Origin of the sequence: Lawsonibacter asaccharolyticus (assembly GCF_022453915.1) — a bacterium.
In the GTDB taxonomy this organism is placed as follows: domain Bacteria; phylum Bacillota; class Clostridia; order Oscillospirales; family Oscillospiraceae; genus Lawsonibacter; species Lawsonibacter asaccharolyticus.
The window spans coordinates 1,480,811-1,507,627 of record NZ_CP091870.1; the positions used below are offsets into that span (position 1 = coordinate 1,480,811).

Annotated in this window: 27 protein-coding genes and 1 tRNA gene; 14 read left to right on the plus strand and 14 right to left on the minus strand. The window is 61.5% G+C overall.

Annotated elements, in window-relative coordinates; genetic code table 11:
- Window positions 1–29 precede the first annotated feature (29 nt).
- Genes hisA through L9O85_RS07040 form a run of 6 tightly spaced genes read left to right on the plus strand, consistent with a single transcriptional unit; the run spans window position 30 to window position 3,189 of the window.
- On the plus strand, window positions 30–752 hold the full coding sequence (gene hisA, locus L9O85_RS07015; protein ID WP_301580021.1) for a 1-(5-phosphoribosyl)-5-[(5-phosphoribosylamino)methylideneamino]imidazole-4-carboxamide isomerase: 723 nt from the start codon (window positions 30–32) through the stop codon (window positions 750–752).
- Between the two features lie 9 nt (window positions 753–761).
- Window positions 762–1,517 carry an imidazole glycerol phosphate synthase subunit HisF gene (hisF, locus tag L9O85_RS07020; RefSeq protein ID WP_050624745.1) on the plus strand — a complete coding sequence of 252 codons (756 nt, stop codon included), beginning with the start codon at window positions 762–764 and terminating at the stop codon, window positions 1,515–1,517.
- Window positions 1,518–1,531: 14 nt separating this feature from the next.
- Complete coding sequence (locus tag L9O85_RS07025) at window positions 1,532–1,726, plus strand: hypothetical protein (RefSeq protein ID WP_256181210.1); 195 nt, start codon at window positions 1,532–1,534, stop codon at window positions 1,724–1,726.
- A gap of 8 nt (window positions 1,727–1,734) precedes the next feature.
- A complete protein-coding gene (gene hisI / locus L9O85_RS07030) occupies window positions 1,735–2,055 on the plus strand; it encodes a phosphoribosyl-AMP cyclohydrolase (RefSeq protein WP_301580023.1) in 321 nt (106 codons plus the stop codon).
- 54 nt (window positions 2,056–2,109) lie between these two features.
- The gene (hisE, locus tag L9O85_RS07035) at window positions 2,110–2,442 is read left to right on the plus strand and encodes a phosphoribosyl-ATP diphosphatase (protein WP_050624748.1); all 333 of its coding nucleotides are present in this window, start codon (window positions 2,110–2,112) and stop codon (window positions 2,440–2,442) included.
- A 27-nt stretch (window positions 2,443–2,469) separates the two neighbouring features.
- Complete coding sequence (locus L9O85_RS07040) at window positions 2,470–3,189, plus strand: Bax inhibitor-1/YccA family protein (RefSeq protein WP_050624749.1); 720 nt, start codon at window positions 2,470–2,472, stop codon at window positions 3,187–3,189.
- Window positions 3,190–3,252: 63 nt separating this feature from the next.
- On the opposite strand, the gene L9O85_RS07045 is transcribed toward L9O85_RS07040, so the two are convergent.
- From L9O85_RS07045 to L9O85_RS07065, 5 genes are all read right to left on the minus strand, one after another.
- A complete protein-coding gene (locus L9O85_RS07045; RefSeq protein WP_050624750.1) occupies window positions 3,253–3,786 on the minus strand; it encodes a nitroreductase family protein in 534 nt (177 codons plus the stop codon).
- 36 nt (window positions 3,787–3,822) lie between these two features.
- The gene (locus tag L9O85_RS07050; RefSeq protein WP_108981259.1) at window positions 3,823–4,302 is read right to left on the minus strand and encodes a YbaK/EbsC family protein; all 480 of its coding nucleotides are present in this window, start codon (window positions 4,300–4,302) and stop codon (window positions 3,823–3,825) included.
- Between the two features lie 5 nt (window positions 4,303–4,307).
- Window positions 4,308–4,700 (minus strand): thioesterase family protein, encoded by a 393-nt coding sequence (locus tag L9O85_RS07055; protein WP_050624752.1) that lies wholly within the window; start codon window positions 4,698–4,700, stop codon window positions 4,308–4,310.
- Window positions 4,701–4,779: 79 nt separating this feature from the next.
- Window positions 4,780–6,060 (minus strand): LysM peptidoglycan-binding domain-containing protein, encoded by a 1,281-nt coding sequence (locus tag L9O85_RS07060; RefSeq protein ID WP_108981258.1) that lies wholly within the window; start codon window positions 6,058–6,060, stop codon window positions 4,780–4,782.
- 15 nt (window positions 6,061–6,075) lie between these two features.
- Window positions 6,076–6,816 carry an N-acetylmuramoyl-L-alanine amidase gene (locus tag L9O85_RS07065; RefSeq protein ID WP_108981614.1) on the minus strand — a complete coding sequence of 247 codons (741 nt, stop codon included), beginning with the start codon at window positions 6,814–6,816 and terminating at the stop codon, window positions 6,076–6,078.
- A 139-nt stretch (window positions 6,817–6,955) separates the two neighbouring features.
- Here L9O85_RS07065 and L9O85_RS07070 point away from each other — a divergent pair, with 139 nt between their 5' ends.
- A complete protein-coding gene (locus L9O85_RS07070; RefSeq protein WP_301580026.1) occupies window positions 6,956–7,897 on the plus strand; it encodes a DUF4349 domain-containing protein in 942 nt (313 codons plus the stop codon).
- A 198-nt stretch (window positions 7,898–8,095) separates the two neighbouring features.
- Window positions 8,096–8,863: a MerR family transcriptional regulator gene (locus tag L9O85_RS07075; protein ID WP_301580027.1), complete on the plus strand. Its 768-nt coding sequence runs from the start codon at window positions 8,096–8,098 to the stop codon at window positions 8,861–8,863.
- 48 nt (window positions 8,864–8,911) lie between these two features.
- Here the strand turns inward: L9O85_RS07075 and L9O85_RS07080 are convergent, their stop codons facing one another.
- Both L9O85_RS07080 and pckA read right to left on the minus strand, forming a co-directional pair.
- On the minus strand, window positions 8,912–9,574 hold the full coding sequence (locus L9O85_RS07080; RefSeq protein WP_276852488.1) for a YoaK family protein: 663 nt from the start codon (window positions 9,572–9,574) through the stop codon (window positions 8,912–8,914).
- 63 nt (window positions 9,575–9,637) lie between these two features.
- A complete protein-coding gene (gene pckA, locus L9O85_RS07085) occupies window positions 9,638–11,209 on the minus strand; it encodes a phosphoenolpyruvate carboxykinase (ATP) (RefSeq protein ID WP_108981256.1) in 1,572 nt (523 codons plus the stop codon).
- A 224-nt stretch (window positions 11,210–11,433) separates the two neighbouring features.
- Here pckA and L9O85_RS07090 point away from each other — a divergent pair, with 224 nt between their 5' ends.
- Both L9O85_RS07090 and L9O85_RS07095 read left to right on the plus strand, forming a co-directional pair.
- Window positions 11,434–12,288, plus strand: a complete 855-nt coding sequence (locus L9O85_RS07090; protein ID WP_108981255.1) for a GNAT family N-acetyltransferase — start codon at window positions 11,434–11,436, stop codon at window positions 12,286–12,288.
- Entirely contained in the window at window positions 12,278–13,492 is a 1,215-nt protein-coding gene (locus L9O85_RS07095; RefSeq protein ID WP_108981254.1) for an MFS transporter, read from the plus strand. The genes L9O85_RS07090 and L9O85_RS07095 overlap by 11 nt, the downstream gene beginning before the upstream one ends.
- A gap of 84 nt (window positions 13,493–13,576) precedes the next feature.
- On the opposite strand, the gene rsmA is transcribed toward L9O85_RS07095, so the two are convergent.
- From rsmA to L9O85_RS07110, 3 genes are all read right to left on the minus strand, one after another.
- Window positions 13,577–14,437 carry a 16S rRNA (adenine(1518)-N(6)/adenine(1519)-N(6))-dimethyltransferase RsmA gene (gene rsmA / locus L9O85_RS07100; RefSeq protein ID WP_050624761.1) on the minus strand — a complete coding sequence of 287 codons (861 nt, stop codon included), beginning with the start codon at window positions 14,435–14,437 and terminating at the stop codon, window positions 13,577–13,579.
- A 94-nt stretch (window positions 14,438–14,531) separates the two neighbouring features.
- Window positions 14,532–14,623: transfer RNA gene (locus L9O85_RS07105), tRNA-Ser, on the minus strand.
- Between the two features lie 169 nt (window positions 14,624–14,792).
- The gene (locus L9O85_RS07110; protein WP_108981253.1) at window positions 14,793–15,839 is read right to left on the minus strand and encodes an NADH:flavin oxidoreductase; all 1,047 of its coding nucleotides are present in this window, start codon (window positions 15,837–15,839) and stop codon (window positions 14,793–14,795) included.
- A 360-nt stretch (window positions 15,840–16,199) separates the two neighbouring features.
- Here L9O85_RS07110 and L9O85_RS07115 point away from each other — a divergent pair, with 360 nt between their 5' ends.
- Window positions 16,200–17,213 carry a cell wall hydrolase gene (locus L9O85_RS07115; protein ID WP_108981252.1) on the plus strand — a complete coding sequence of 338 codons (1,014 nt, stop codon included), beginning with the start codon at window positions 16,200–16,202 and terminating at the stop codon, window positions 17,211–17,213.
- Window positions 17,214–17,351: 138 nt separating this feature from the next.
- On the opposite strand, the gene L9O85_RS07120 is transcribed toward L9O85_RS07115, so the two are convergent.
- The 4 genes from L9O85_RS07120 to L9O85_RS07135 all read right to left on the minus strand — a co-directional run bounded on the left by L9O85_RS07120 (window position 17,352) and on the right by L9O85_RS07135 (window position 22,396).
- Complete coding sequence (locus L9O85_RS07120; RefSeq protein WP_108981251.1) at window positions 17,352–20,018, minus strand: ABC transporter permease; 2,667 nt, start codon at window positions 20,016–20,018, stop codon at window positions 17,352–17,354.
- Between the two features lie 13 nt (window positions 20,019–20,031).
- Window positions 20,032–20,700: an ABC transporter ATP-binding protein gene (locus L9O85_RS07125; protein WP_108981250.1), complete on the minus strand. Its 669-nt coding sequence runs from the start codon at window positions 20,698–20,700 to the stop codon at window positions 20,032–20,034.
- Between the two features lie 135 nt (window positions 20,701–20,835).
- The gene (locus L9O85_RS07130) at window positions 20,836–21,738 is read right to left on the minus strand and encodes a sensor histidine kinase (protein ID WP_301580033.1); all 903 of its coding nucleotides are present in this window, start codon (window positions 21,736–21,738) and stop codon (window positions 20,836–20,838) included.
- 1 nt (window position 21,739) lies between these two features.
- Window positions 21,740–22,396, minus strand: a complete 657-nt coding sequence (locus tag L9O85_RS07135; protein ID WP_301580034.1) for a response regulator transcription factor — start codon at window positions 22,394–22,396, stop codon at window positions 21,740–21,742.
- Between the two features lie 556 nt (window positions 22,397–22,952).
- On the opposite strand from L9O85_RS07135, the gene L9O85_RS07140 reads away from it, so the two are divergent.
- The 3 genes from L9O85_RS07140 to L9O85_RS07150 all read left to right on the plus strand — a co-directional run bounded on the left by L9O85_RS07140 (window position 22,953) and on the right by L9O85_RS07150 (window position 26,817).
- On the plus strand, window positions 22,953–23,831 hold the full coding sequence (locus L9O85_RS07140; protein WP_050624768.1) for a DMT family transporter: 879 nt from the start codon (window positions 22,953–22,955) through the stop codon (window positions 23,829–23,831).
- 46 nt (window positions 23,832–23,877) lie between these two features.
- A complete protein-coding gene (gene tyrS, locus L9O85_RS07145) occupies window positions 23,878–25,101 on the plus strand; it encodes a tyrosine--tRNA ligase (protein WP_050624769.1) in 1,224 nt (407 codons plus the stop codon).
- 429 nt (window positions 25,102–25,530) lie between these two features.
- Complete coding sequence (locus tag L9O85_RS07150) at window positions 25,531–26,817, plus strand: phospholipase D family protein (protein ID WP_170116229.1); 1,287 nt, start codon at window positions 25,531–25,533, stop codon at window positions 26,815–26,817.

Sequence of the window (26,817 nt, forward strand, 5' to 3'; positions counted from 1 at the left end):
GATCTGAACAGAAAGGGAGCGACAGAGCCATGTATATTCTGCCCGCCATTGACTTAAAAGACGGAAAAGTAGTTCGCCTTTACAAGGGGGATTTCAACACGGTCCACCAGGTGGCCCAGGACCCACTGGAGACCGCCCGTGCCTTTTCCGAGGCCGGTGCCCGCTGGATCCATATGGTGGACCTGGACGGAGCCAGGGGAGGCACCCGAATCAACGGCGGGATCGTGGCGGAGGTCACCGCCCGCTCCGGTCTCCAGGTGGAGCTGGGGGGCGGCATCCGGTGCATGGAGGACTTGGAGGCGGTGTTCCAGGCCGGGGTGGGGCGGGCCGTTATTGGCTCGGCTGCGGTGAGCGACCCTGATTTTGTCCGCGCTGCGGCGGAGCGCTATGGGGAGCGCGTCGCGGTGGGGATCGACACCCAGGACGGCAGAGTCAGGACCGCGGGCTGGGTGGAGGACTCTGGATTGGACTACTTGGAGTTTGCAAAGTCTATGATGGAAGTTGGAGTAAAGAATATTATCTTTACAGATATTGAGACGGACGGTGCCCTCTCCGGTCCCTCCTTTGCCCGGCTGGAGGCCCTGAAACAGGTGTACACCGGGAATATTGTGGCCTCCGGCGGCGTATCGTCCAATGAGGATATCCGCCGTCTGGCCCGCATGGGGCTGTACGGGGCCATCGTGGGAAAGGCGTACTACGCGGGGACGGTGGATCTGGCCCAGGCAGTGCGGGACGCCGGCCGTCAGGATTGAGGTGATCGTATGCTGGCAAAGCGCATCATCCCCTGTCTGGACGTCCGGGACGGGCGTGTGGTCAAGGGAGTCAACTTTGTGAATATCCGGGACGCCGGGGACCCGGTGGAGCTGGCCCGGTTCTACTCGGACCAGGGGGCGGACGAGATCGTCTTTCTGGACATCACCGCTACCAGCGACGGCCGGGCCACAGTGGCGGACGTGGTGGAGCGGACTGCGGAGCAGGTGTTCGTCCCCCTGACCGTGGGCGGCGGCATCCGCACCCTGGAGGACTTCCGGCAGCTCCTCCGGGCGGGTGCGGACAAGATCTCCGTGAATTCCGCCGCGGTGAAGGACCCGGGGCTGATCTCCCGGGCGGCGGAGCGATTTGGCTCCCAGTGCGTGGTGCTGGCCATCGATGCCCGGCGGCGGCCGGAGGGCAGCTATGAGGTGGTGGTGGCCGGAGGGCGCACCCCCACCGGCCTGGACGCCGTAGAGTGGGCCCGGAGGGGCGAGGCGCTGGGAGCGGGGGAGATCCTGCTCACCTCCATGGACGCAGACGGCACCAAGGCGGGCTTTGATCTGGAGATGACCCGGGCCGTGACCCAGGCGGTCTCCATCCCTGTCATCGCCTCCGGAGGTTGCGGCAGCCTGGAGCACTTTGCCCAGGTCTTCGCAGAGACAGACTGTGATGCGGCTCTGGCCGCCTCCCTGTTCCACTTCGGGGAGCTGACAGTGCCCCAGGTGAAGGAGTATCTGCGGAAGCGGAAGATCCCGGTGCGCTGAGAGGAGCGGATGCCATGCTGGACGATCTGCTGGAGCTGGTGCTGGACGTGGGCGGAGAGCTGCTGTTCTCCCGAAAGAAGGGGGAGCAGGGCAAGCCAGAGGGCCAGCCGTCTGTCCCGGACGGCGGCCGGAGGCAGCAGAAGTCCGCTTTTCAGCCTGGAAAGGACCCGTGGGAGTACCAGGTAAAAAAACCACCCTGGGAGAAATGAGGATAGATATGTTTGATTTGGACCAGCTGTTTCAAAAATCAGAGCTGATCCCAGTGATCATCCAGCATGCCCGGACCAAGGACGTGCTGATGCTGGGCTTTACGAATCGGGAGGCAGTGGAGCGGACGCTCCAGACAAAGACTGCCTGGTTTTGGAGCCGGAGCCGGGGCAAACTATGGAACAAGGGGGAGACCTCCGGCCACTTCCTCCATGTGGAGCAGATCTTTACCGACTGCGATACCGACACCCTGCTCTACTTTTGCCTGCCCGACGGCCCTACCTGTCACACAGGACGAGACAGTTGCTTTTTTCAGAAGATTATGTTATGATACCCATAGTTCCGCTGGGGAGTTGACTCCCCGTTTTGGGGAGCGGATAGGAGAATGTCTGTGAACGACGTATGGAAGCAGTTGTATCAGGTGGTCCAGGACCGGAAGGCCAGCCCCCAGGAGGGGTCTTATACCTGCTACCTCTTTGACAAGGGGCTGGATAAGATCCTGAAAAAAGTGGGAGAGGAATGTGCAGAGACCATCATCGCCGCCAAGAATGGGCGGCAGGAGGAGACGGTGGGGGAGATCTCAGACCTGATCTACCATCTCACCGTGATGATGGCCCAGCAGAACATCCCTCTGGAAGCTGTGCTGGAGGAGCTGGACCGCCGCAGTCACAAGATCGGGAATCTGAAGCAGTTTCATGTTGCCGATCACAACACCTGACCGATCAGGAAGAAAGGAGCTGTTTTTATGAGCTTTGACCCCTATGAGTTTGACCGGGACTATGGGCAGTCCAGCCGGATGGAGAGCATCGGGCAATATACGGCCAAGACATTTTTATGGATGGTGCTGGGGCTTCTAGTCACCTTCGGGATCGCCCTGCTGGGCTGGGTCACCAATGCCACACTCTACGCCCTGGCCTATGTGCCTTATATCCATCTGATCGTACTGATCGCCACCATCGTACTGTCCATCACGATGGTCTCCCGCATTGAAAAGATGTCAGTGGGGACAGCCAGAGGGATCTTTATCGCCTTTTCCGCGCTGTTCGGCTTCACCATGTCCATGTACCTGTATATCTTTGAGTTTGGGAGCCTGATTTTCGTATTCCTGGCCACTGCGGCTTATTTCGCGGTGCTGGCTGCCTACGGCTATTTTACCAAGGCAGACCTGACCCGGCTGCGCCCCATCCTTTTCACTGGACTGGTGTTCCTGTTCGTATTCGCGCTGGTCAGCCTGTTTATCCCCGGCTTTACCGCCCTGGACCGGATCTTCTGCCTGGCGGGCATCGCCATCTTCCTGGGCTATACTGCCTATGATACCCAGAAGATCAAAGCCTACTACAACTACTATGCGGGCTACCCCGACATGCTGGAGAAGGCGTCTATTTTCTCCGCCCTTCAGTTGTACCTGGATTTCATCAACCTGTTTTTGTACCTGCTGCGCTTTTTGGGCAAGTCCCGGAATTGAGCGCGCCGCTGAACAGAGAAAGAGAGGACCTGTCTCACAGACAGGTCCTCTTTTCCATTTTGTTCATCGATAGCTGAGAAGGAGGGAGGTCTCCTTGCGCCTGGGAGCGGCGGGGGACTCATCGGGATAGCCGAGGGCGATCAGGGCCATCAGCTCCTGATCCTCCGGAATCTGGAGATACGCCTCCAGGCCTTTCCGGTCAAAGACGCCCATGACCACGGTGCCCAGCCCCAGGTCGTGGGCGGCCAGGCATAGGGTCTGGCAGGCAATGCCGCAGTCGTAGTACTGCCAGCCCGCCTCCCGGTCAGTGGAGAAGGAACCGTCCCGCTCGAAGCCGGAGCGGCCTTTCACAAAGGTCTGGGCAATGAGCAGGGGGCAGTTGCCGATGATCCGGGCGTTGAAGGGGGCGTAAGTGCGGCAGATCTCCTCCAGGACCTTGGGGTCCTCAATGGCAATATACCGGCTGATCTGGGTGTTCTTCCAGGAGGGGGCATAGGCGGCCAGCGAGATGATCTGCTCCACAAGCCGGTGCTCCACCTTCCGGTCTGTAAATTTCCGCACGCTGCGGCGGGTCAGGATACAGTCTTTTGTCTCCATGGAAACAGGGCGCTCCTTTCTGATGGGAAAACAGGGTCAGGGGGTCTCCTGCCAGCCCTTGCACACGTCGATCCATCCCAGGCTGTGGGAGTACTCCGCCAGCTCGTCACAGGTGAGCTGGATCGCGGAGTTGCTGCTGCCCGCCGCGGGGAAGACAGTCTCGAAGCGCTGGAGGGACACATCCAGGTAGGTACGCACCCCGTCCGGGTTGGCAAAAGGGCAGACGCCGCCCACCGCATGGCCTGTAAAGGAATATACCTGCTCAGGACTGAGCATCTTTGCCTTGGCGTGGAACATGGCTTTGAACTTGGAATTGTCGATTTTGGCGTCCCCTGCGGTCACGATCAGCACACAGCCCTCGTCCACCAGGAAGGAGAGGGTCTTGGCGATCCGGGCGGGGATGACGCCGGCGGCTTGGGCGGCCAGCTCCACCGTGGCGCTGGAGGTCTCAAATTCCAGGATATCCTGCTCACGGCCTAAAGGCTGGAAATATTGCCGGACTTTTTCAATGGACATGCCGCTCAGCCCTCCAGTTTCCGGGCCGCCTTGGCCAGAAAGCGGTCATCCGTGACGATAAAGCGCTGGTGGGTGCCCTCACCGATCTTACCCGCCTGGTCATAGGCGGCCACCTTCAGCTCGATGCGCTTGCCGTCCACCAGGGTGACCTCGCTCTCCGCCCAGACCCGGATGCCTACGGGGGAGGCGGAGATGTGGGTGATGTTCATGGCAGTGCCCACCGTGCTTTCGCCCGGCGCCAGGTGGGGGGCGATGGAGGTCCAGGCCGCCTTTTCCATCAGAGCGGTCATAAAGGGCGTACCGTAGACGGGCAGAGCGCCAGAGCAGGCGGCCTGAGCGGTATTCGCGTCGGTCACCGTCTCCTCCGCGCGGCCCTTCAGGCCAATTTCAACAGACATGAAAATGTCCTCCTTTGCACAAATGATACCTCATTTTACTACAAAGGAGGACAAAAATCCAGCGGCGGAGAGAAAAATGTTACAGCCCTTCCCGAATGTGATACAGGGCGTTGAGGATCACCCAGTTCTGGGGGAAGGGACGCATCAGGTTCCAGTACCCCACCCCACGCAGGCCGTATTCCGGGACCAGACTCAGCTTGGCCCTGATGCTGCGGGCATCCTCGAACCAGACCTCGTGCTCCTGCCCCCGCTCGTCCACGTACCGGAACCAGGGGGCCTGGACCGACTCGTCGAACCGGATGGCAGCATAGTAGCGGGCGGCCAGGGAGACGGCGTACTGGTTGGAGATGGAGACCGCCTTTCTGGACTGGGAGTAGGGGATCTGCCAGTCATAGCCATAATTCGGGATGCCCAGCAGGAGCTTCTCTGCCGGGATCTCCTTCAGGGCGTACTCGATCACGGTGCGCATGCTGCGGATGGGGGAGATGGCCATAGGGGGACCGTAGGAGTAGCCCCACTCATAGGTCATGAGGAATATCAGATCAGCGGCCCGGCCCAGCCCGGCGTAGTCCATCCCCTCATAGAGCAGACCCGGCTGGTTGGCGTAGGACTTGGGGGCTACAGCCACAAGGACCGGGATGCCCATGGGCGCGGCAAGCTCCCGCAGGCGGGAGATGAAGGACACATAAGACTGGGCATCCTCGGCGTAGATGGATTCAAAGTCCACGTCCAGCCCCTGATAGCTGCGGGCACGGATGACCTCCATCACGTTGGCGGCCAGTTTCTCCTGGATGGCGGGATCGGAGAGGATGATATGGGCCAGCTCCGGCGAGAACATGCCGTCCGGTGTCAGGTTGGTGATGTTCATGATGGGGACCACCCCCATCTGTTTGGCCGCATCCACCAGGGCCACGTCGTCCAGCGGGGTGAGCTCCCCCAGGGCGGTGGCCTCGTAGGAGAAGGGGAGCAGGCCGCTGAGATAGGGGAGGGTGCGCTGGAGCAGGGCGCGGTCGATATGGGGGTAGGCGTATCCGTTGACGGTGAGGGTCCCCTGTTTCTCCTGGCGGTAGGCGAGGACCAGCTCCTGCCCTGGAAAGATGCGGTCCTCCCCCGCCAGAGAGGGGTTGTTGCGGAGCAGGGTCTTGACAGTCAGGCCGTTGGCCTGAGCGATGGAGAAGAGCGTATCGCCGGAGCGGACCACATAGGTGCGCTCCGGGTACTGGATCACGATGGTCTGTCCCACCACCAGCCGGGAGGGGTCAGGGAGTTGATTGTCCTCCAGCAGACGGGACATGGGCACGCCGTGGGAAAGGGCGATGGAGTACAGGGTATCGCCCGGTTTGACAACATGGATATCCATAGAAACCTCCTTGCATCAGTTCAGCGTCACGAAGCTGTCTTTGGCGTAGCCAATGGTGCCGTTATAGTTGACCAGATACCAGTCCTGCCATTGGTTGATGATGGTGAGGAGCGCACCGTCCGGGGCCTGGGCCAGAACGGGGGCGTCCAGGGAGGGGCGGCTGCGGATATTGAGGGAGCCCCAGTTCACATCCACCATGCCGGAGCGGGCGGGGATCGGAGTCAGGAAGGGCAGTCCGAAGAACTCAGTGACCGAGAGGACCAGGTTGCGGGCGATCTCATCCAAGTTGTTTTTGATCCAGGCGGCGTCGTCCGGGTTGTCGTGGAAGGCCAGCTCCAGGAGGACGGCAGGGGCCCGGACCTTCCGCACTTCGCCCAGCGTTGTGGTGGATACCGCCCGGACCTTGTCCGGCAGGGGGTAGATGGAGCGCAGATTGTTGGCGATGATGTCGGCGGCCCACTTGCCCTGGATGCTGCCGGGGTAATAGAAAGCAATGGAACCTCTGGAAGTGCCGTACTGTCCCTCAGGGGCGGCGTTGGAGTGGAGGGCCAGGTGGAGGTCAAAGTTTCCCGCGTTGGAGGCGGCGATGGAGTCGGCCGCCGTCATACTGGGGGTGTTCCGGTCATACCGGATGCCGGAGGCGTCCAGATAGGGGACCATCTTGTCCGCCAGGAGATTCATGTATTCCTCCTCGGTCCCGCCGTTGACGTAGTAGTTCCACTCCTGTGTGGAGGGGGAGAGATAGATGATAGGCATACGATTACCTCCCGATTTTTTCCCATTCTATGAAAAAAAGGGGGCGGAGGTGCGGAACTTTTTCCAGGCGGAGGCGTCTAATCGGACAGAGAGACCTGATCTTTGCCTTGCGGAAACGATGAAAAGGAGGAGCGATACCATGAAGCGAACCATGAAACGCGCGCTTTTTCCCCTGATGCTGGCCCTGGTCCTGCTGCTGCCCGCCTGCGGAAGCGGCGGCGGGAATGGGGCGCCGGCGGATCAGACTGCCTCCAGCACGCCGGGGGCTGCCGGCGGGGAGACCGCGGAATTTGGCGGGATCTATGAGGTGGAGAGCCCAAGCCAGTCCCCTCAGGAGAGCCCGGTCTACCAGGACCCGGACGCCAAGCTGGTCCGCCGGGCGGAGCTGTATGTGGAGACCACCGAGTTCGACCAGGCGGCTCAGCAGCTGAACGAGATGGTGAATCGGGCGGGGGGCTATTTCGAGAGCGCCGCGGTGGAGGGCGGGAGCTATCGGAACGTGAACGCAAACCGGTATGGCTCCTATGTCATCCGTGTGCCGGAGGATGCCTACACCGGCTTTTTGCAGGATGCAGGGGAGCTGGGCTACCTGGCCAGTAAGACAGAGAGCACGGAGAACATCAGCACCCAGTACTATGACACCGAGGCCCGTCTGAAGACCCTGCGCACCAAGCAGGAGCGGCTCCAGGCCCTTCTGGCGGAAGCAGAGGTGATGGAGGACATCATCTCCCTGGAGAGCGCCCTGAGCGACGTGGAGTATGAGATCGAACAGTACAGCTCCACCATGAATCAGTATGACAGCCTTGTGAGCTTCTCCACCATCGACCTGACCCTTCAGGAGGTGACGAAGGTTATGGAGGAGCCGGGAGAGACCTCCTCGCTGGGAGCCAAAATGGCGGCCGGCTTCTCCGCCAGCCTGGAGGGGCTGGTGGATGGCTTCCAGGGCATGCTGATCTGGATCTCCTACCATGTGTTCGGCCTGGTCGTGCTGGCCGTGATCGCGGCGGCCGGCGTGGTGATCGGGCGGAGCATACTGCGTAAAAAACGGAAGGAGAGCAGAAAGGAAGGACAGGACCAGTAAAGCGGCTAAGTTATAAAAGACCAGTGCCCTCTGCCAAGGCAGAGGGCACTGCAGTTGTGGACAGGGTTCGCGCCCGCAGCCTTGCCGAAAACCGGGGAAAAAGGCCACGGGGCGTGACCGCAGAAAAAATGAAAAAACAGACTTGACATTGACGCAGCGTAAACGGGTAGAATGGACTCAGTCAAAGGAGGGACGCCTATGGAATACACCATTCAGAAGCTGGCGGAACTGGCCGGGGTGACCACCCGCACCCTGCGCTGGTACCACCGGATCGGTCTGCTCACGCCCAGCCGCATCGGCGAGAATGGATACCGATATTACGGCGGGGCGGAGGTAGACCGGCTCCAGCAGATCTTGTTTTACCGGGCCCTCGGGGTGGAGCTGGCCCGGATCGGAGCCATTCTGGATGATCCATCCTTTGACCGGCTGGACGCGCTCCGGGGCCATCTGGCCGCCTTGGAAAGGGAAGAGGGGCGTATCCAGGAATTGATCCATACTGTAAAGCGGACAATCCTGTCAGAAGAAAGGAATGAGTTTATGAGCGACGAGGCAAAGTTTGAGGCGTTCAAGCGGCGCGCCGTGGAGGAAAACGAGGCGCGCTACGGGGCGGAGATCCGGGAGAAGTACGGAGACGAGGAGGCGGAGCGGGCCAGCCGGGACATTTTGGACCTGACTCCTGAGCGGTATCAGAGCTGGAAGGACACCGGTGAAGCCATCCAGAGGAAGCTGGAGGAGGCCGTCCGCTCCGGCGCGGACCCGGCAGGGGAGGCCGGCAGAGCGCTGGCGGAGCTGCACCGGGCGTGGCTGTCCTTTGGCAGCAGCCCCTACGATCCGGCCAGGCACCGAGGACTGGCGGAGCTGTATGTACAGGATGAACGCTTTACGGCCTATTATGACAAAAGCGTTCCCGGCTGCGCCCGCTTCCTGCGGGAAGCAGTGTTGTCCCACGTTCCAGCGGCAGAGTAATGGAGTGGGCCGCGCCCCCTGCGGGGTGCGGCCCACTTTCCCATTTGGCTATGTGGGGTCCGGCAGCCGGAACATCAGCGCCAGAGAGAGCAGGAGGGGCAGGCAGGCGGCCAGGACCGTCCGCGTCCCAAAGAGGGGGGTGAGCAGTCCGCTGAGGACCGCGCCGGCGACGAAGGAGAGGATCAGCCCGTAATAGACCAGAGCGCTGCGGCCAGAGGTCCCCTCACGGTGGTGGAGCCAGCGGAACAGGTGCTCGGTGCCGCTCCTCAGGTTGCCGGTGCACATGGTGGTGGCGCATCCGCAGCCTGCAAATTTTCGGAAACTCTCGATCTGGATGGCGCTGGTAAAGGCGATGAGCACATTGGCCAGGGCGTCCAGATCTCCCTGAGGCAGGAAGGAGACCACCAGGATGACCAGGCACTCCGCCGCCAGGATGGGCTGCCTCCAGTGGACCCGGCCGGAGCTCAGGCGGCGGCGAAGCCCCTCGGTAGTCAGGACGCCCAGGGCAAAGGCGAGAATGGGAAAGAGGCAGGAGAGGACCCGGCCCAGCTCTCCCTGGGCCAAATGGATGCCCAGCAGGACCAGGTTCCCGGTCTCAGCGGTGGCGAATACCTGTCCCCGGTTCAAATAGGTATAGGAATCCAAGATCCCGCCCGCCAGTGCCAGCAGGAGGCCCACCGGCAGGGATTCTGACATCTGATATCGCTTCATGGGTCCACCTCCTCATAGAAATGGGGCGCCGCATCTGCGGCGCCCCATAGAGTTCTGCCAGCTTTACTCGGCCTTGGGGCCGGCTGCCACCACATCGGCAGGCATATGGGTGTACTTCTTGAAGTTCTCCACAAAGGACTTGGCCAGCTCCTTGGCCTTGGCCTCGTAACCGGCGGTGTCGTCCCCCCACTGCTTGGCGGGGATCATCTGCTCGTCGGGCACACCGGGGCAGGAGGTAGGCACTTGAACGCCGAAGTAGGGGTCGGTGACGAACTCCGCTTTTTCCAGCTCGCCGTTGAGGGCGGCGGTGACCATAGCGCGGGTGTACTTCAGATTCATGCGCTTGCCGCTGTTGCCGCACCAGCCGGTGTTGACCAGATAGACGTTGGCGCCGGACTTGGCCACCTTCTCAGCCAGCATCCCGGCATAGACGGAGGGGTCCAGAGGCATGAACGGGGCGCCGAAGCAGGTGGAGAAGGTGGGCACGGGGGAGGTGATGCCCCGCTCGGTGCCCGCCAGCTTGCTGGTGAAGCCGGAGACAAAGTAGTACATGGCCTGCTTCTCGTTCAGCTTGGAGATGGGGGGCATGACGCCGTAGGCGTCGGCGGTGAGGAAGATCACCGTTTTGGGGGTGCCGCCGATGCCGGGGATGGCGGCATTGGGGATATAGTCCACGGGGTAGCCCACGCGGGTGTTCTCAGTCAGGCTGCCGTCGGAGTAGTCGGGGACGCGGGTCTCCTCGTCCATGATGACGTTCTCCACCAAGGCGCCGAACTTGATGGCCCGGAAGATCTCGGGCTCCCGCTCCTCGGTCAGGTCAATGCACTTGGCGTAGCAGCCGCCCTCGAAATTAAAGACAGAGTCATCCGCCCAGCCGTGCTCGTCATCGCCAATGAGCTTGCGGTTGGGATCGGCGGACAGGGTGGTCTTGCCGGTGCCGGACAGGCCGAAGAAGATGGCGGAGTCCCCGGCCTCACCGATGTTGGCGGAGCAGTGCATGGGGAAGACGCCCTCCTTGGGCATGAGGTAGTTCATGACGGAGAAGACCGACTTCTTGATCTCACCGGCGTACTGGCTGCCTGCGATGAGCACCATCTTCTTCTCATAGTCGATCATGATGGCGGCCTCCGAGTTCACATGGTCCCGCTCAGGGATGCACTTAAAGCCGGGGGCGCAGATGATGGTGAAGTCAGGCTTGTAATTGGCAAGCGCCTCTTCCGTGGGACGCAGCAGAAGCTGGTGGATGAAAAGGTTCTGGCTGGCCAGCTCGTTGATCACCCGGAAAGCTTTGGTGTATTTGGGGTCCGCACCGGCAAAGCCGTCAAAGATAAAGATCTCCCGGTTCTGGAGATAGGCCACCATTTTCTCATACAAGGCGTCAAAGACCTCCTGGGTGGTGGGGACGTTGACCTTGCCCCAGGCGATCTCGTCATGGACACCGGCGGAGTCCACGATGAACTTGTCGTTGGGAGAGCGTCCGGTATATTTCCCGGTGTTGACGCACAGGGCGCCCGTGGAATTCAGCTTGCCCTCGCCCCGGGCCAGCGCCTTCTCCACCAGAATGGCAGGGGAGAGGTTCCGATACACAGCGCTGGGGCTGATAATGCCCAGCTGTTCCAGTCCATAAGTTTCCATGGGGCAATCCTCCTATTTTCAACAAAATTTCTTGGAAAATTTCGTGAAAATATTATACTCCATTTTCCGAAGAATGGCAAGGGCAAGTTTTTCAGGAGCTCATCAGGGCCAAAACAAGTCAGGCTGCACCCTTACATTTTGGAGGAAAATTTTAAAACCGCAAGAATGAGGAAGCCATTTTCCATGAAATCTGTTATCATACCATCCAGAGAGGAGGGGCTTCAATGGAAGACAGAGCGGTCCGTGGGATACAGACCGTCATCAGGTATATCGAGAGCCGCCTGGGCGGCAGGCTGGAACTGGAGACGGTGGCGGAGGCGGTCCACTACTCCAAATACCACCTGCACCGCATGTTCACAGAGACGGTGGGAATGACGCTTCATGACTATGTGCAGCGCCGCCGGCTCACTGAGGCGGCCAAGCTGCTGGCTTTTTCCCGACGGCCCATCAGCCAGATCGCTCTGCAGTGCGGATACGAGAGCCAGCAGTCCTTCTCCCAGGCGTTTAAGAGCATGTACAAGGCGCCTCCTGCGGCTTACCGGGCGGCTGGGAACTTCTATCCCCTCCAGCTGCCCTTTACCCTCCGTATGGAGAGGGGCAGGGAAGCGTTCAGAAAGGAGGAGATCCGGCTGGCAGAAGAGAGAGATATCCCTGCCTGGATGGAGCTGATGCGTCTGGTGATCGACGGCTATCCCGCCATGGACGAGGGGGCGTATCTGGAGCAGCTGCGGGAGAGCATTCGCGCCGGACACGCCCTGGTCCTGGGGGAGGGTGACACCTTGGCGGGGGCTCTGGCCTTCTCCACGGGGCCGGGACGCATCGAGTTTCTGGGGGTGCACCCCCAGTACCGGAGGCGGGGGCTCCAGCGGCTGTTTCTGGACGTACTGACGGAGACCTGTCTGCCCGATCAGGAGATCAGCACCACCACCTACCGGGAACGGGACAGGGCGGACACGGGGCACCGGGCCCTGCTGCTGGAACTGGGCTTTGCCCAGCGTGAGCTGTTGACGGAGTTCGGCTACCCCACCCAGCGCCTGGTGCTCCTTCCCCGGGGAGAGGAGGGGCGGGATGACAGATAACAGACAGCCCTCCGGATGGCGAAAAAGGGCTCTGCTCTTTCTGACCAGCCAGTGCATCACCCTGTTCGGCTCCACCCTGGTGCAGATGGCCCTGGTCTGGTACGCGGCTATGGAGACCGCCAGCGGCGGGTGGGTGGCCGCCTTCTCTGTCTGCTCCTATCTGCCACAGTTTCTGGTCTCCTTTTTAGGCGGTGTTTGGGCGGACCGGTACAACAGAAAGGCACTCATCATCGGAGCGGATGTCCTGATTGCCTGCGCCACCTTGGCTATGATCCCTGCGCTTCCCCACATCCCGTCGGGCCCGGCCCTGCTGGGCGGCCTGCTGGTCATGTCGCTCCTCCGTTCCCTGGGGGCCGGCATCCAGGCCCCGGCGGTGAACGCGGCCATTCCCCAGCTGGTCCCGGAGGACCAGCTCATGCGGTACAACGGCCTCAATGCCGCCATGCAGTCGCTGGTGAATTTCGCCGCCCCGGCGGCGGCAGGCGCGGTATTCGCGGTGAGTGATCTGCGCACCACCCTGATGATCGATGTGGTGACGGCGGTCGTGGGGACGGGTCTGCTGTCCTGTCTGGCGCTGCCCGGACAGAGAGGAACTAGGGAGCGGTCTCCCCTCCTGGCTGATATCCGTGCCGGGGTGAGCTGTGCTTTCTCCCACAGGCTGGCGGGGAGGCTGCTGGTACTATACGGGCTGGTCACCTTTTTCTGCGTGCCAGGGGGGTATCTGGCGGGCCTCTTTGTCCGGCGGACCTTTGGGGAGACCTATTGGTATCTTACAGCGGTGGAGCTGGCCGGCTTTGCGGGGATGATAGCAGGAGGAGTGCTGATGAGCACCTGGGGCGGCTTCCGGCGCAGGGGGAGGACCCTGACGGCGGGCCTGCTGGCTTTTGGCGTCCTGGCGGCAGGGATGGGGCTGTCCCGGCACTTTGTCCCCTATCTGGGGCTGATGGCGCTGTACGGGACAGCGCTGACGGTGGTGCAGACGGCAATCACCACCATGCTTCAGGAGCACACGGAGGCGGACATGCAGGGCAGGGTGTTCGGACTGCTCAGCACCATGTACGCCGGGTGCCTGCCTTTGGGCATGGCCATCTTTGGCCCCCTGGCCGATGTGGTCTCTCTGCGGTGGATCATGGCAGGGGCGGGGGGCGCCATCCTCGCGGCCGCGGCTGCGGTGGGCACCGACCACCGGATGCGGGCGGTGTGAACCCAATAGAGACCGGGCCTTCCCGTCTGGGAAGGCCCGGTCTCTATTGGCGCACACTGTGTTTCAGAAATAGGACGCAGGGGCTCATTGGGGCTGGGCCCGCAGGGCCTTCGAGAGGGCTGCGAACTCCGGGATGCCAAGCCGTTCCCCGCGGACGTCCGGGGCGAGGCCGCAGATCCGGATAGCCTCCTGGATGTCCTCTTTCGTGTACAGGCCGGACAGGGAGGAGGTGAGGCTGTTGGCCAGGGTCTTTCGGCGCTGGGCGAAGGCGGCCCGGACCACCCGAAAGAAGTGGGCCTCGTCATCCACCTCGGCCGGGGCGGGCCGGGGCGTCATCCGCAGGACGGCGGAGGTCACCTTGGGTGCGGGGATAAAGCAGGAGGGGGGGACCTCGAAGAGCAGCTCCGGGGCGGTGTGGTACTGGCAGAAGACGGAGAAGGCCCCGTAATCCGGTGTCCCAGGCCGGGCGCAGATACGCAGGGCCACCTCTCGCTGAATCATGACGGTGATGGCGGCGAAGACCCCAGCCTGGATCAGGGCGGTGATGGCGGGGGAGGTGATATTATAAGGAAGATTGGCACAGGCCAGCGGCGTAAGGCCGGGGAACTTTTCCGCTGTCAGGGCAGCCAGATCAGTCTTCAGGATGTCTCCTGGAACGATCTCCACATTTTCCCGGCCGGCCATGGTCTCTGACAGGATGGGGAGGAGGGACCGGTCCAGTTCCACAGAGACCACTCGCCCGGCCCGCCGGGAGAGCTCCTGGGTGAGGGGGCCGATGCCGGGGCCCACCTCCAGCACACCGCAGGAAGGGGAGGCGCCGGATGCCTCCGCAATATCCCGGGGCACCCAGTCCTCCACCAGAAAATTCTGCCCCATGGACTTGGAGAAGTGAAAGCCGTGCCGGGACAACAAGGCCTTGATTTGCTGGATGTCGCACAGATCCATAAGAGATCCCTCCTGAAGTGGGTGGGGCGAGGCGGCGGAGCGCCCGCCTGGAAAGATAAAAAATCGCCGGAGCAAAGCGGACTTTGCTCCGGCGTGGCGGAGAGAGAGGGATTCGAACCCTCGAACGGGTATTAGCCGTTACACGATTTCCAATCGTGCGCCTTCGACCAGCTCAGCCATCTCTCCATGGCGCTGTCTGCGGTCGACCGTGACAGCAAAATGTATTATACCAGCTTTTCCGCTGGAGTCAAGTCCTTTTTTCTATTTTTTTCTGTTTTCTTTTTTAAGGGCGGGGACCGGCGGGCAAAAGTGTGAGCGGGCCCGCTCCCGATCCGGGGAACGGGCCCGGGGAAAGTCAGGTGGGGTAGGGGCCGAACACCGCCTCCAGCTGGGGGATGACTTCGGTATGGAGCACACAGCGCACCGGGCGCTGGCGGTACACATTGTAGCAGTGGTTGCAGGCCAGGCAGGGGCTCTCTGTCTGGCCTTTTTCCATCCGCTCCACGAAGTCGGGCTGACAGATCAGCGCCCTGGAGAGGGAGACAAAGGGGGCACCGGCGGCCAGCACCTTTTCTGCCGCAGCGCGGGAAAAGACGCCTCCCACCGGGAAGATGGGTACGGTGAGGCCTTCCCAGGCAGCCAGCAGGCGGTCCAGGAAGAAGGGGGTCTTCTGCCCGTCCCGGCGGGCCATGTCCAGGCCGCTGAGCTCGATGCCGTCCACGCCGGCGGACTGGAAGAGCCGGAGCAGGGCAGGCAGGTCATCACAGCTGTCGTTGTCCACCTTGACCAGGAGGGCAAAGCGGGGACCACAGGCGTCCCGGACAGCCAGCAGGACCCGGCGGATCAACCGGAACCGATTCTCCAGGCTGCCGCCATAGGCATCCTCCCGGTGGTTCCACCGGAGGTTCAGGAAGCTGGAGAGCAGATAATTGTGGGCACAGTGGACCTGGACCCCATCAAAGCCCGCCATCTGGGCCGTCCGGGCCGCATGGCGGAACTGTTCCACCAGCCTGTCCAGCAGCTGGGGCGTGAGATCGCCGGGGGAGAGGGGCGGCCGCCCGTTGACGCCGGGGCGCGCCTTCCCGCCGCTGTGGCTGATCTGGGCAATGAGCAGGGCCCCGTGCTGGTGGACCCGCTGGGCGGCCAGAGAGAGGAGGGCGGGGTCCGTCTCCTGATCCAGCACCGCCTGCCCCTCATCTGCCCGCTGGTCCCGGTCCACCGACAGGTGGCCCGTGATGATGATGCCCACTCCACCCCGGGCCAGCGCCTCCAGGGAGTCCACCCAGGCGGGAGTGATCTGTCCACTGGGATCGGAGAGGTGCTCGTTGGTGGCGGAACGCACGGTCCTGTTTTTGGATATGAGCGGGCCCAGCTCCGCAGTCTCGAACAGCGAATAGGCCATAAGAACGCCTCCTTTTTTCTCAATTGTACCCGGAAAAAAGGGGATGTCAAGGAATTATCAGAGGAAAAGGCCAAAGGTGGACGTGCCTGGTGGGTAGGAAGACAGCGAGTAATGGGCAGAAAGGCAGAAGAGCGCGGATGTAAAAATGCGTCAGAGGAGGGGGAAAGAGGGCTTAACCGGTCATTCTAAGGCTTATACTAGGAATATTCCGAAAAAATGCACAAGATTTCAGAGAGAACTCTAGTCAATTTTGCCCTTGCGCCTGTTTGAGGAATTGGTTACAATGTGGTAACAAAAGTAACAAAAACGTTGCTTTTGGTGTCACCGTTTCGACACAAATTGTAATAGGGAGTGAAGACAATGAAACGCAAGCTGTTTTCAACACTGCTGTGCGCATTTGCCTTGCTCCTCCTGATGGGCGCCGGTGTGGAGCAGGACTCCGCCGCCGCGGCCATTGTGATCGAGGAGGAGAGCGCCTCCGCCGACGGATCGGCGCAGGTGCTTGAGACCGGAATCCAGACCGGTATCGAAGCGCAGGATACAGAAGAGATCTCCGCTGACGAGATATATTTGGAGGCGATCAATTCCGACGGGACCCAGACCTCGGTCACGGCCGAGCCCGCTGTGGCCCTGGACCACACCCTGCTGGTGAACGGCCAGCCCGTCCCCGCGGACACGGGAAAGACTGTGGAGCAGGGGACCACCTATGTGGCGCTGGCCGCCATGGCTCAGACCCTGGACCCCAGTGTGACCATCACCTGGGATGGGGGCTCCAGCACCGCTGCGGTCCAGAGCGCCGTTCTGGACCTGACGGCCAAGGTGGGCCAGCAGTATCTGGTGGCCAACGGCCGCTATCTCTATGTCCCCGAGGGCGTCCGCATGGAGGCCGGGCGGGTAGTCGTCCCGCTGAAGGAGCTGGTCAAGGCCTTTGATGCCAAGCTGAGCTGGGACCCGGCAGACGGGACCACCTCCATCACCACGGGGAGCGGCGGCATCGCCTCCGGCGACTCCTTCTACAACCAGGACGACCTGTTCTGGCTGTCCCGCGTGGTCTACGCGGAGAGCGGAAACCAGAGCCTGGATGGTAAGATCGCTGTGGCCAACGTAGTCCTGAACCGGGTCAAGAGCCCGATCTTCCCCAATACCATCGAAGGAGTGCTGGCCCAGAAGAACCAGTTCCCCACCTACGGGTCCGGCAGCCTGGCCAAGCGCACCCCCAACGAGGGCAGCATCATCGCCGCCAAGCTGGCGATGGACGGCGCCGTGGTGGAGGAGGCCGCCGGGGCGCTCTACTTTGACTCAGCTTCCAACAGCTGGGCTTCCCGGAACAAAACACATATCACCACCATCGGGGGCCATAAGTTCTATGGCTGAGCCCTGATGGACAGGAGGAGCCGCTCGATCCCGGCTCCTCCTTTTTGTCATCTCCCCATCCGGTGGGCCCTATGGAGAGATATACAACGGGACAGCTCCTCCGCACAGGCGGAGGAGCTGTCCCGTTGTATGGTTTGGTCAGTTGTCCGACTCCCGCAGGCGCTCCACCACGGTGTGTTTGGAGATGGAGCGGTACACCGCCAGGGGGACCAGGGCGCCCAGCAGGGCAAACACCGGAGCCACCGCCAGGATGGGGGCCAGGGTGAAGCGGTAGGTGAAGAACCAGAACATGCTCTGAAGGGCGGAGAAGGCCAGGGGGCCCAGGACCACCGCCAGGACCAGGGACAGGAGCACAGAGCTCAGGGCGTACAGCAGGCCCTCACAGACCAGCATGGTCTTCAGCTGCTTTCCGGTCATGCCGATGGACTGGAGGACGGCCATCTCGCGTTTCCTGGTGATGATGCCGGTGAGGATGGCGTTGAAGAAGTTCAGCACCCCTACCAGGCCCACGATGCCGCTGAGGGCCCCGCCCAGCAGCAGGAACATGGATCGCATCCCCTCAAACTCCGCGGCGTAAGTGGACTTGCTCTCATAGTCGAACTGGGGATTCACATTTTCCGTGTAGTCCGCCAGGAAGGACTCCATGGCGGCGTTGGCCTCATCCGTGGTGTCGAAGGCATAGTACATGACGCTGTCCGTGCCCGTGTCCTGGATGAAGGTCTGGTCGTTCATGATGAACTCATCCGCGCCGTAATAGCGGTAGCTCAGGGCCATGGGCACGGTCACCAAGGCGGCCACCTCGTACTCCACGTCCCGGTACTTCACCGCCCGGTCCACCCAGTTGGCACCCTCGGGCACGTTCTCCCATGGGCCGTACACCTCTCCGGTGTCGGGATTATAGTACTCATATTCCTCCACATACCGGATGGTGACGGTGTCCCCCAGCCGGGCCCAGTGGGAGCCCATCTCGGGCCGGCCGTAGTCGTCATCGCTGTACACAGCGGCTACATACCGCCCGCCGGGTTCACTGAGCTTGGACAGGTCTCCCTCCAGCACCGTCAGGTGGTCCAGGGGGAACTGCTCCATGCCGTAGAGCTGCACCCGGTCGGCCAGCAGGCCCTCCTCATTGCGGTCCTTGAAGTGGACCATGCTGTCCAGCTGCTCGGGGGTGTTCCAGCGGCTCCAGACGGAGCGGTAGTACTCCTCGGTGACGAACTCCAGCGCAGCGGAGGTATCGCCGTAGACCAAGCCGCCGCCGGTGATGCCGCCCTGGGCGTCGATGGCGGCGATCACGTCCTCCGTCACGTCCATCTCGTCGTTATAGGCGTCGCCGCCGGTCTGAAACTGGCCCGCGTCGGCCACGATGAAGTCGCTGGCAGTGAAGTTGGAGACATACTTGTCCATGTCAAAGCCCTGAGTGAAGGTGACCGTCACGGTGAGCAGCACCACCGCCAGGGACAGAGAGAGGACGGTGACCGCCGTCTTGCCCCGGCTGCGGCCCAGGTTGGCCCAGGCCATGGAGAAGAGGGAGACGCCCTTGGCTCTGCGCTTGGCTCTGCGTTTCAGGTTCCCGCCCTCGGTGTAGCGCACCGCCTCGATGGGGGAGACCCGGGCGGCCATTTTTCCCGGCTTGCGGCAGGAGAGAAGAACGGTCACCAGGGAAAACAGGGTGGAGGCCGCAAAAATGATCGGGTCCATTGACACCACATTGGACACCCCGTTCACCTGCCGGACGATCACCGGCGTCAGCTGTCCGCCGATGAGCCAGCCCAGCACCAGCCCCAGGGGGATGCCCGCCAGGGACAGGGCCAGGGCCTGATGCCGGATGATGCGCCGCAGCTGCCGGGGGGTGGTGCCGATGGTCTTCAGCAGGCCATAGAAGCGGATGTCGTTGGTGACGGAGATCTGGAACACATTGTAAATGATGAGGTAGCCGGTGAAGATGATGAGCAGCAGCACCGCGCAGATGGCGATGAAGGTGGCGGGGTCCATGCTGCCGGACAGCTGGGCGCCGGTGTAGCCCCAGTTGACGCCGGTATGGATATAGCCCGGCTGAGCGGAGCTCTCGGCCTGATAGCCATGGTTTTCCAGGATCTGGTCCAGGTCGCCTGCAATATTTCGGGCCCCATTTTTCAGCATCACATCCATGTTATAGGTCCCGGTCATGCCGTCCGTGGTCTGCCCGGGCACCACGCCGGTCTCCGTCAGGATGGCGTCCGCCCGGCTCTCCGGGATCAGAATGTGGTTGGCCACAATGGCCTCGTCGTACTCCCACCAGCCGCACAGGGTGAAAGTCTGGGTGGTCTCATGGCCGTCCACGTCAAAGGTGAGCGTGAACTTGGCGCCGATCTCCGGCGTGACCCCCATCAGCTCCAGCACATGGGTGTCCGTGGCGGCCTCATCGGTGCCCTCCTGGGGCAGGCGCCCCTCAACCGGGTCGCAGTACATCCAGTGGGCCTCGTTGGCATCGGAGTAGCCCACCTCCACATGGCTTTTGTTGAAGGGCACCTCACTGGGCATGCCCACAAAGCGCCGCAGACCCCACTGGTCGATGAGGGGGTCGTCCTTCAATTCGTGAAACTGCTCCTCTGTCAGGTACTTGAACCCGCCGTGGGAGAAGCCGCCCACCTGGCGGAAGTTGTTCTGCTGGATGCCGTCGTTGATGGACATGGCGATGGTGAACAGGGAGGTGAAGAGCACCGTGGTCAGGGCGATGGCCAGCACCGCGATCAGGTTCCGGGTGCGGTTGGCTCGCAGGCTCTTACGGGAGAGGTCTCGGATACACTTGCCGTTGGAGACGTTCATGGAATCCACCCCCTCAGCGCTTGACGATCCTGCCGTCCTCAATGCGGACGATGCGGTCGGCCATCTGGGCGATCTCCTCGTTGTGGGTGATCATCACCATGGTCTGGGCGAACTTCTGCCCGGTGACCTTCATCAGGGAGAGCACGTCCTGACTGGTTTTGGAGTCCAGGTTGCCTGTGGGCTCGTCGGCCAGGATGATAGCGGGCTTGGTGGCCAGAGCCCGGGCGATGGCCACGCGCTGCTGCTGTCCCCCAGAGAGCTGGCTGGGCAGGTTCTGGAGCTTCTGCTCCAGCCCCAGGGCCTCGATGACCTGATTTACATAAGACTGGTCCACCTTGCCGCCGTCCAGCTGGATGGGCAGGACGATGTTTTCATACACGCTCAGCACCGGCACCAGATTATAGGACTGGAACACGAAGCCGATCTTCCGTCGGCGGAAGATGGTCAACTCCTCGTCCTTCAGGGAGAAGATGTCCTTCCCGTCCACCAGCACAGCGCCGCTGGTGGGCCGGTCCAGCCCGCCCAGCATGTGGAGCAGGGTGGACTTGCCGGAGCCGGAGGTGCCCACGATGGCCACGAACTCCCCGTTTTCCACGCTCAGGTCCACCCCATCCAGGGCCTTCACCTGGGTGTCGCCGCTGCCGTAAAATTTTCTCAGATCCTTGGTCTCCAAAATTGTCATGTTGATCGCTCCTTATGGATAAAAATGGGCGCTGCCCTTGTTGACAGTGCCCATTCTAGCAAAAGATCCTTTCCACACTCTTTCTGAAATCTTTCAGAGCTGAAAGATTTCAGGGGCGGGGCCGCGGGGGAGCCGTCACTCCAGTGGCAGATAGAGGGAGAAGGTGCTACCCTTTCCCGGCTGAGAGGACACCCGGATATAGCCCCCCTCGCTGGTCAGGATGCGGCGGGTGAGGTAGAGGCCCAGCCCCAGCCCTTCCTGCTCCCGGACGGCGGCCCCCCGGTAAAAGCGGGAGAAGATCTGGGCCTGCTCCTCCTCCGGGATACCGGGGCCGGTGTCTGAGACCTGGATGCAGCAGAACATATGGTAGGCGGTGACAGACAGGGTCACTGTCCCGCCGGGCGGGGTATATTTCAAGGCGTTGTCCAGAACATTGTAAAGGGCTTCCGCCGTCCACTTGGAGTCAAAGCGGGCCGCGCCCTCCCAGGGCAGGACAGTGAGGGAAATGCCACGCTGTCTGGCGGCGGCCAGCCCCTGCGCGGCCGCCCCATCCAGCAGGGGCTGGATGGGGTGAGGTGCTGGGGACAGAGTGAGGATGCCGTTGTCCAGCCGGGAGGACTTGACTAAAGCGTCCACCAGGAAGGAGAGTTTCTCCGCCTGGGTCTTCAGGGCCTCGGCCTGGGCCCGCTGTTCCGGGGTCAGCTCGCTCTCCGCCAGCAGGGAGGCGTACAGCAGCAGATTGGCGATGGGGGTCTTGGTCTGGTGGGACACGTCGGCGATCAGAGCCGCGATCTTGCTCTTTTCCTCCGCCAGATTCCGGGCGGAGGAGGCGGAACCGTTGAGGAACCGGGACATCTTGGACTCCAGGGCGGAGGGGACGGACTCATCGAAGGAGCTCTCCAAAAAGCTCCCATCGATGGCCCGGTCCAGCATCCGGTCCATGCGTTCCAACTGACGCCGGGCGCGCAGCCACTGGGACAGACCAAAGAGCAGGCCGGCCGCCGCCAGCCCCATGCAGAGGATCAGCTTCCAGTCCATCTCAGTCCACCGCCCACTGATAGCCCAGGCCGTACACGGTGCGGATGGGGGCGTCCGCCAGCTTGGCGCGCAGGCGGTTCACCGCCACGGAAAGGGCGTTTTCGTCCACGAATTCGCCGCCGTCCCACACCCGGTCCAGCAGCACCTCCCGGGACAGGGTCTGTCCCCGGTGCTCCACCAGCAGGCGTAGCAGCCGCTGCTCCGTCTTGGACAGCTCCAACGGCACGCCGTCCCTGGCAAAGAACATGGCGTCAAAGTCGAACAGGAACGGGGGGAGCTCCAGCGCGGCGGGGGCAGGCCGGCTGCGCCGGAGCAGGCTGTTCACCCGGGCGCGCAGCACCGCCAGGGAGAAGGGCTTGGTCACATAGTCATCCGCCCCCAGCTCCAGACCGGTCACCTGGTCCATCTCCAGGTCGTTGGCCGTCAGGATCAGCACCGGCAGGGCGGAGCGGTCCCGCAGCCGGGAGAGCAGGTCCAGGCCGTTCCCGTCGGGCAGGTTCAGGTCCAGGATGAGCAGGTCAAAGGTCCGCTCCGCCAGCTCCCGCTCCGCCTGGCCGATGGTGCCGGCCTGGACGAACTGGCGCCCTTCCTGGCCCAGTGCCAGGCGGATGCCCTGGCTGAGGGCAGGGTCGTCCTCCACGATGAGGATCTGATGCATGAGATATCACCACTTATCTGTTGATCCGCCCCCCGGACCCCGCCGGGGGGGCGGTGCTATTGTACCATGGGCCGGTCCGAGTGACAAGGGCCGGGGCAGCCGCCCGGACCCAGATCTGTCCGGAAATCCCTGCCCGCCCCTTGACAAAGAAAACGGCGTGTGCTATATTGCACACATTGCAATGAAGAGGACCAGTAGCGGAGCCGCCGCTGCCCAGAGAACCCCCGGACGGTGAGAGGGGGAGAGGGGCGCTCCGGGAATACGCCTCCGAGCAGCCGCCCGAACCGGACAAGCCGCAGTAGGGGACAGGCCGGGCCGCGCCCGTTACCGCGCCGGAGTCCAGCACTCCATAAGGTCCTGCCCGCGAGGACAGGACGGTCCAGAGGTGGTACCGCATTTCATGCCCTCTGTCCTTCGGGACAGGGGGCATTTTTCAGAGAGCCCGATCCTCTCTGTGTATTCCCGCGCCGCAGGGGCGGGAACAGCGGGGGAGACTCCGCAAAATGAGTTCGGGCGGTCTGGAAATGTGGAGAGAGACAGAAAAGGGGGCGGTGTCGTGTCCGCAAAGCAGAGAGGCGTCCTGTGCGTCTTTGCCGCCGCGGTGCTGTACAGCATCGGGGGGCTCTGCATCAAAGTGATCCCGTGGAACGGGATGTCCATCAACGGAGCCAGGACCGCGGTGGCCCTGGTGGTCATCGGGCTGTACCTGTGGGCCATCCGCCACAAGCCCAGGATGAACCGCTGGGTCCTGCTGGGCGCTTTGGCGGTGTGTGGGACCAACATCCTCTTCTCCATCGCCAACAAGATGACCACGGCGGCCAACGCCATCGTCCTCCAGTTCACCGCCCCCATTTTCGTGATGGTGTTCACCGCCATCTTCTTCCGGCGCAGGCCGGGAAAGCTGGATCTGGTGACCTGCGCGGCCGTGCTGGGCGGCATCCTGTTCTTCTTTGTGGACAGCCTTTCCGCTGGCGGGATGGTGGGGAACGTGTTGGCCCTCATCTCCGGGATCTCCTATGCCGGTGTGTTCATGATGAACGACATGCCGGAGGGGGACGCCATCAGCTCGGTCTTCTGGGGAGATGTATTCAGCGCGGTGGTGGGACTGCCCTTTGTGGCCATGGAGACCGACTTCTCCGCCACAGCGGTGGTCAGCGTCCTGATCCTGGGGGTGTTCCAGGTGGCACTGGCCTATATCCTGCTCACCATCGGCCTGAAGACCACTCCGCCGGTGACGGCCAGCCTGGTCTCCGGCATCGAGCCGGTCCTCAACCCCATCCTGGTAGCCGTCTTTTACCATGAAATGATCGGTCCCACTGCGCTGGTGGGCGCGGTGATCGTGGTGGGCAGCGTGGTGGCCTACAATGTGATCTGTGGACGCAGGGAGCACAAGGAGCGCGTGCCTGCTCAGGGAGAGAAACAACAGTCCTGCTGAAAACACTTCATGCCAGCAGAATATTGAATAAAAAGGAGAAAGTACGATGACCTGTTATGAGGAACTGAAAGCCCGCGGACTGATCGCCCAGGTGACCAACGAGGAGGAGATCTCCAAGATGGTGAATGAGGGGAAGGCGGTGTTCTACATCGGCTTTGACCCCACTGCCGACTCCCTCCATGTGGGCCACTTCATGGCCCTGTGCCTGATGAAGCGCCTTCAGATGGCGGGCAACCGGCCCATCGCACTCATCGGCGGCGGCACCGGCTATATTGGGGACCCCTCCGGCCGCACCGACATGCGGAACATGATGACCCCGGAGACCATCCAGCACAACTGCGACTGCTTCAAAAAGCAGATGGAGCGGTTCATCGAGTTTGGTGAGGGCAAGGCCCAGATGGTAAACAACGCCGACTGGCTGCTGAAACTGAACTATATCGAGCTGCTGCGGGATGTGGGAGCCTGCTTCTCGGTGAACAACATGCTTCGGGCCAAGTGCTATGAGCAGCGGATGGAGAAGGGACTCTCCTTCCTGGAGTTCAACTATATGATCATGCAGTCCTACGACTTCTACTACCTGTTCCAGCACTACGGATGCAACATGCAGTTCGGCGGCGACGATCAGTGGTCCAACATGCTGGGCGGCACCGAGTTGATCCGGAGAAAGCTGGGCAAGGACGCCCACGCCATGACCATCACCCTGCTGCTCAACTCCGAGGGCAAGAAGATGGGCAAGACAGCCAAGGGCGCGGTGTGGCTGGACCCCAGCAAGACCAGCCCCTATGAGTTCTATCAGTACTGGCGCAACGTAGGCGACGGCGACGTGCTCAAGTGCCTGCGCATGCTCACGTTCCTGCCCCTGGAGCAGATTGACGAGATGGACAAGTGGGAGGGCAGCCAGCTGAACACCGCCAAGGAGATCCTGGCCTATGAGCTGACCGCTCTGGTCCACGGCAAGGAGGAGGCTGAGAAGGCCCAGGAGGCCGCCAAGGCCCTCTTTGTGGGCGGCGGAGACATGAGCAATGTCCCGGCCACCCAGCTGTCCCAGGAGGACTTGGCCGGCGGCTCCATCGGCATCCTGGACCTGATGATGAAGTGCAAGCTGGCTCCCTCCAAGAAGGAGGCCCGCCGCCTGGTGGAACAGGGCGGCGTGGAGGTGGACGGGGAGAAGGTCACCGACGTGGCCGCATCCTACACTGCCGACCAGATGGCAGGCGACGGCCTGATGCTCAAAAAAGGAAAAAAGGTGTTCCACCGCGTAAAGATGTGAAAAGTCAGAGGCAGCCGGGTATTCTGATAGAGAATACCCGGCTGTCAGCTCATTGGAGGCCAGCAGGGGGCAGACGGTCCGCCGTCCGCTTCTGAGGGACAGTGCGATCGAAAGCCTGTGTGGGTTCCGATCATATCCCCTTGAGAAAAAAGTCGTTTCGTTCTATAATAATGAAAAATAGAGAATGAAAGCGTCTGCTCTCATAACAAAGCCCGGAGGTTTACAGATAAGATGAAACATTTATTTATCAAAGCAGGGGGAGCTGGTGGCCGGCATGTACACCTTATACTGCGGATTCTGCCAGTGGTTTTTCTGTGTTATGCGGTCTATCTGCTCCTGGGAATGTGGCTCCCATTTCTGTTCCAGCCGGGAGTGTCAAAAGAATTTCAGAGAGGATTTGACAAAAGTGGATTTTATGGGACTGGAAGCGTGGATCGTGCAGCCCTGATAGATGACAATGTTGCCGCACTGGAGATCCGGATCCGCATGATTGAAGAGGCGCAGAAGCGGCTGATTTTCACCAATTTTGATATCCGGGATTGTGAGAGCGGCAGGGATGTGGCAGCGGCCCTCCTGGCGGCAGCGGAGCGCGGGGTCCAGGTCCAGGTCCTCACGGATGGGATGAACGGCCTGGTCAGCATGGCCTCCTCGCCGGTGTTTTATGCCCTGGGCGCACATCCCAATATTGAGATCCGTTTCTATAATACGCCCAATCCGCTCATGCCCTGGACCTTTAACGGCAGGCTCCATGACAAATATATTCTCTCAGATGACCGGCTGCTGCTGGCAGGCGGACGAAACACTTTTGATAAATTTTTAGGGGACTATGTCCCGGACCCGGAAAAGAGTCATGACCTGGATATTCTGTTCTATAATTCTGCCGCAGGGACGGCTGACAGCGGTGAGAGCGTACTCCATCAGGTGGAGCAGTACTTTCAGATGGTTTGGTCTGACAGCCACAGCAAAACCTGGCTGGAGTCCGCACCATTTTTCTATCGAAAGAGCGTACTTCTGGAGACAGAAGCCCTCCATATGCGGCACAGCACATGGAGGGAGGCTCATCCGGAGCTTTTGAGCAAACAGAATACAGATTACATAGAGGCCACGGTCCCATTAAAAGCTGTGACTTTTATCCATAACCCGATCAATATTTTGGCAAAAGAACCTCTGGTATGGTGGCAGCTGCAGCAGCTGATGGAGGGTGCTGAGGAGAGAGTCTACCTCCAAACACCCTACGCAGTATGTGATCAGTCGATGTATGACGGACTTTCACGGGTGGCTGGGCGCGGGGTGCCCTTCTCCGTTCAGATCAACTCCATGGGAGTAGGGGACAATTTTATGGCCTCTTCCGACTATTACCGCAATAAGGCTCGGGTGCTGGATACCGGTGCTCAGGTATGGGAGTGGTACGGGGATTACTCCTCCCACGGAAAGTCCCTGCTCATTGACCAGGACCTCGCGGCGGTAGGCTCCTACAATCTGGATATGCGCAGCACCTATGTGGATACGGAAGTGATGTTCGTGATCCATGGGGAGGAATTTAATGCGGTCTTGGAACATTACCTAGCGGAAATGGAGGAGGATTCTCTGCTGGTGTCCGGACTGGAGACCTATGTGGAGAAGGAAGGGGTGACCCCCTGGGATAACGGAGACTGGAAGCATGCACTTTATCCCATCACATCGCTCCTGGTCCAGCCGTTTCGGTGTCTGCTCTGA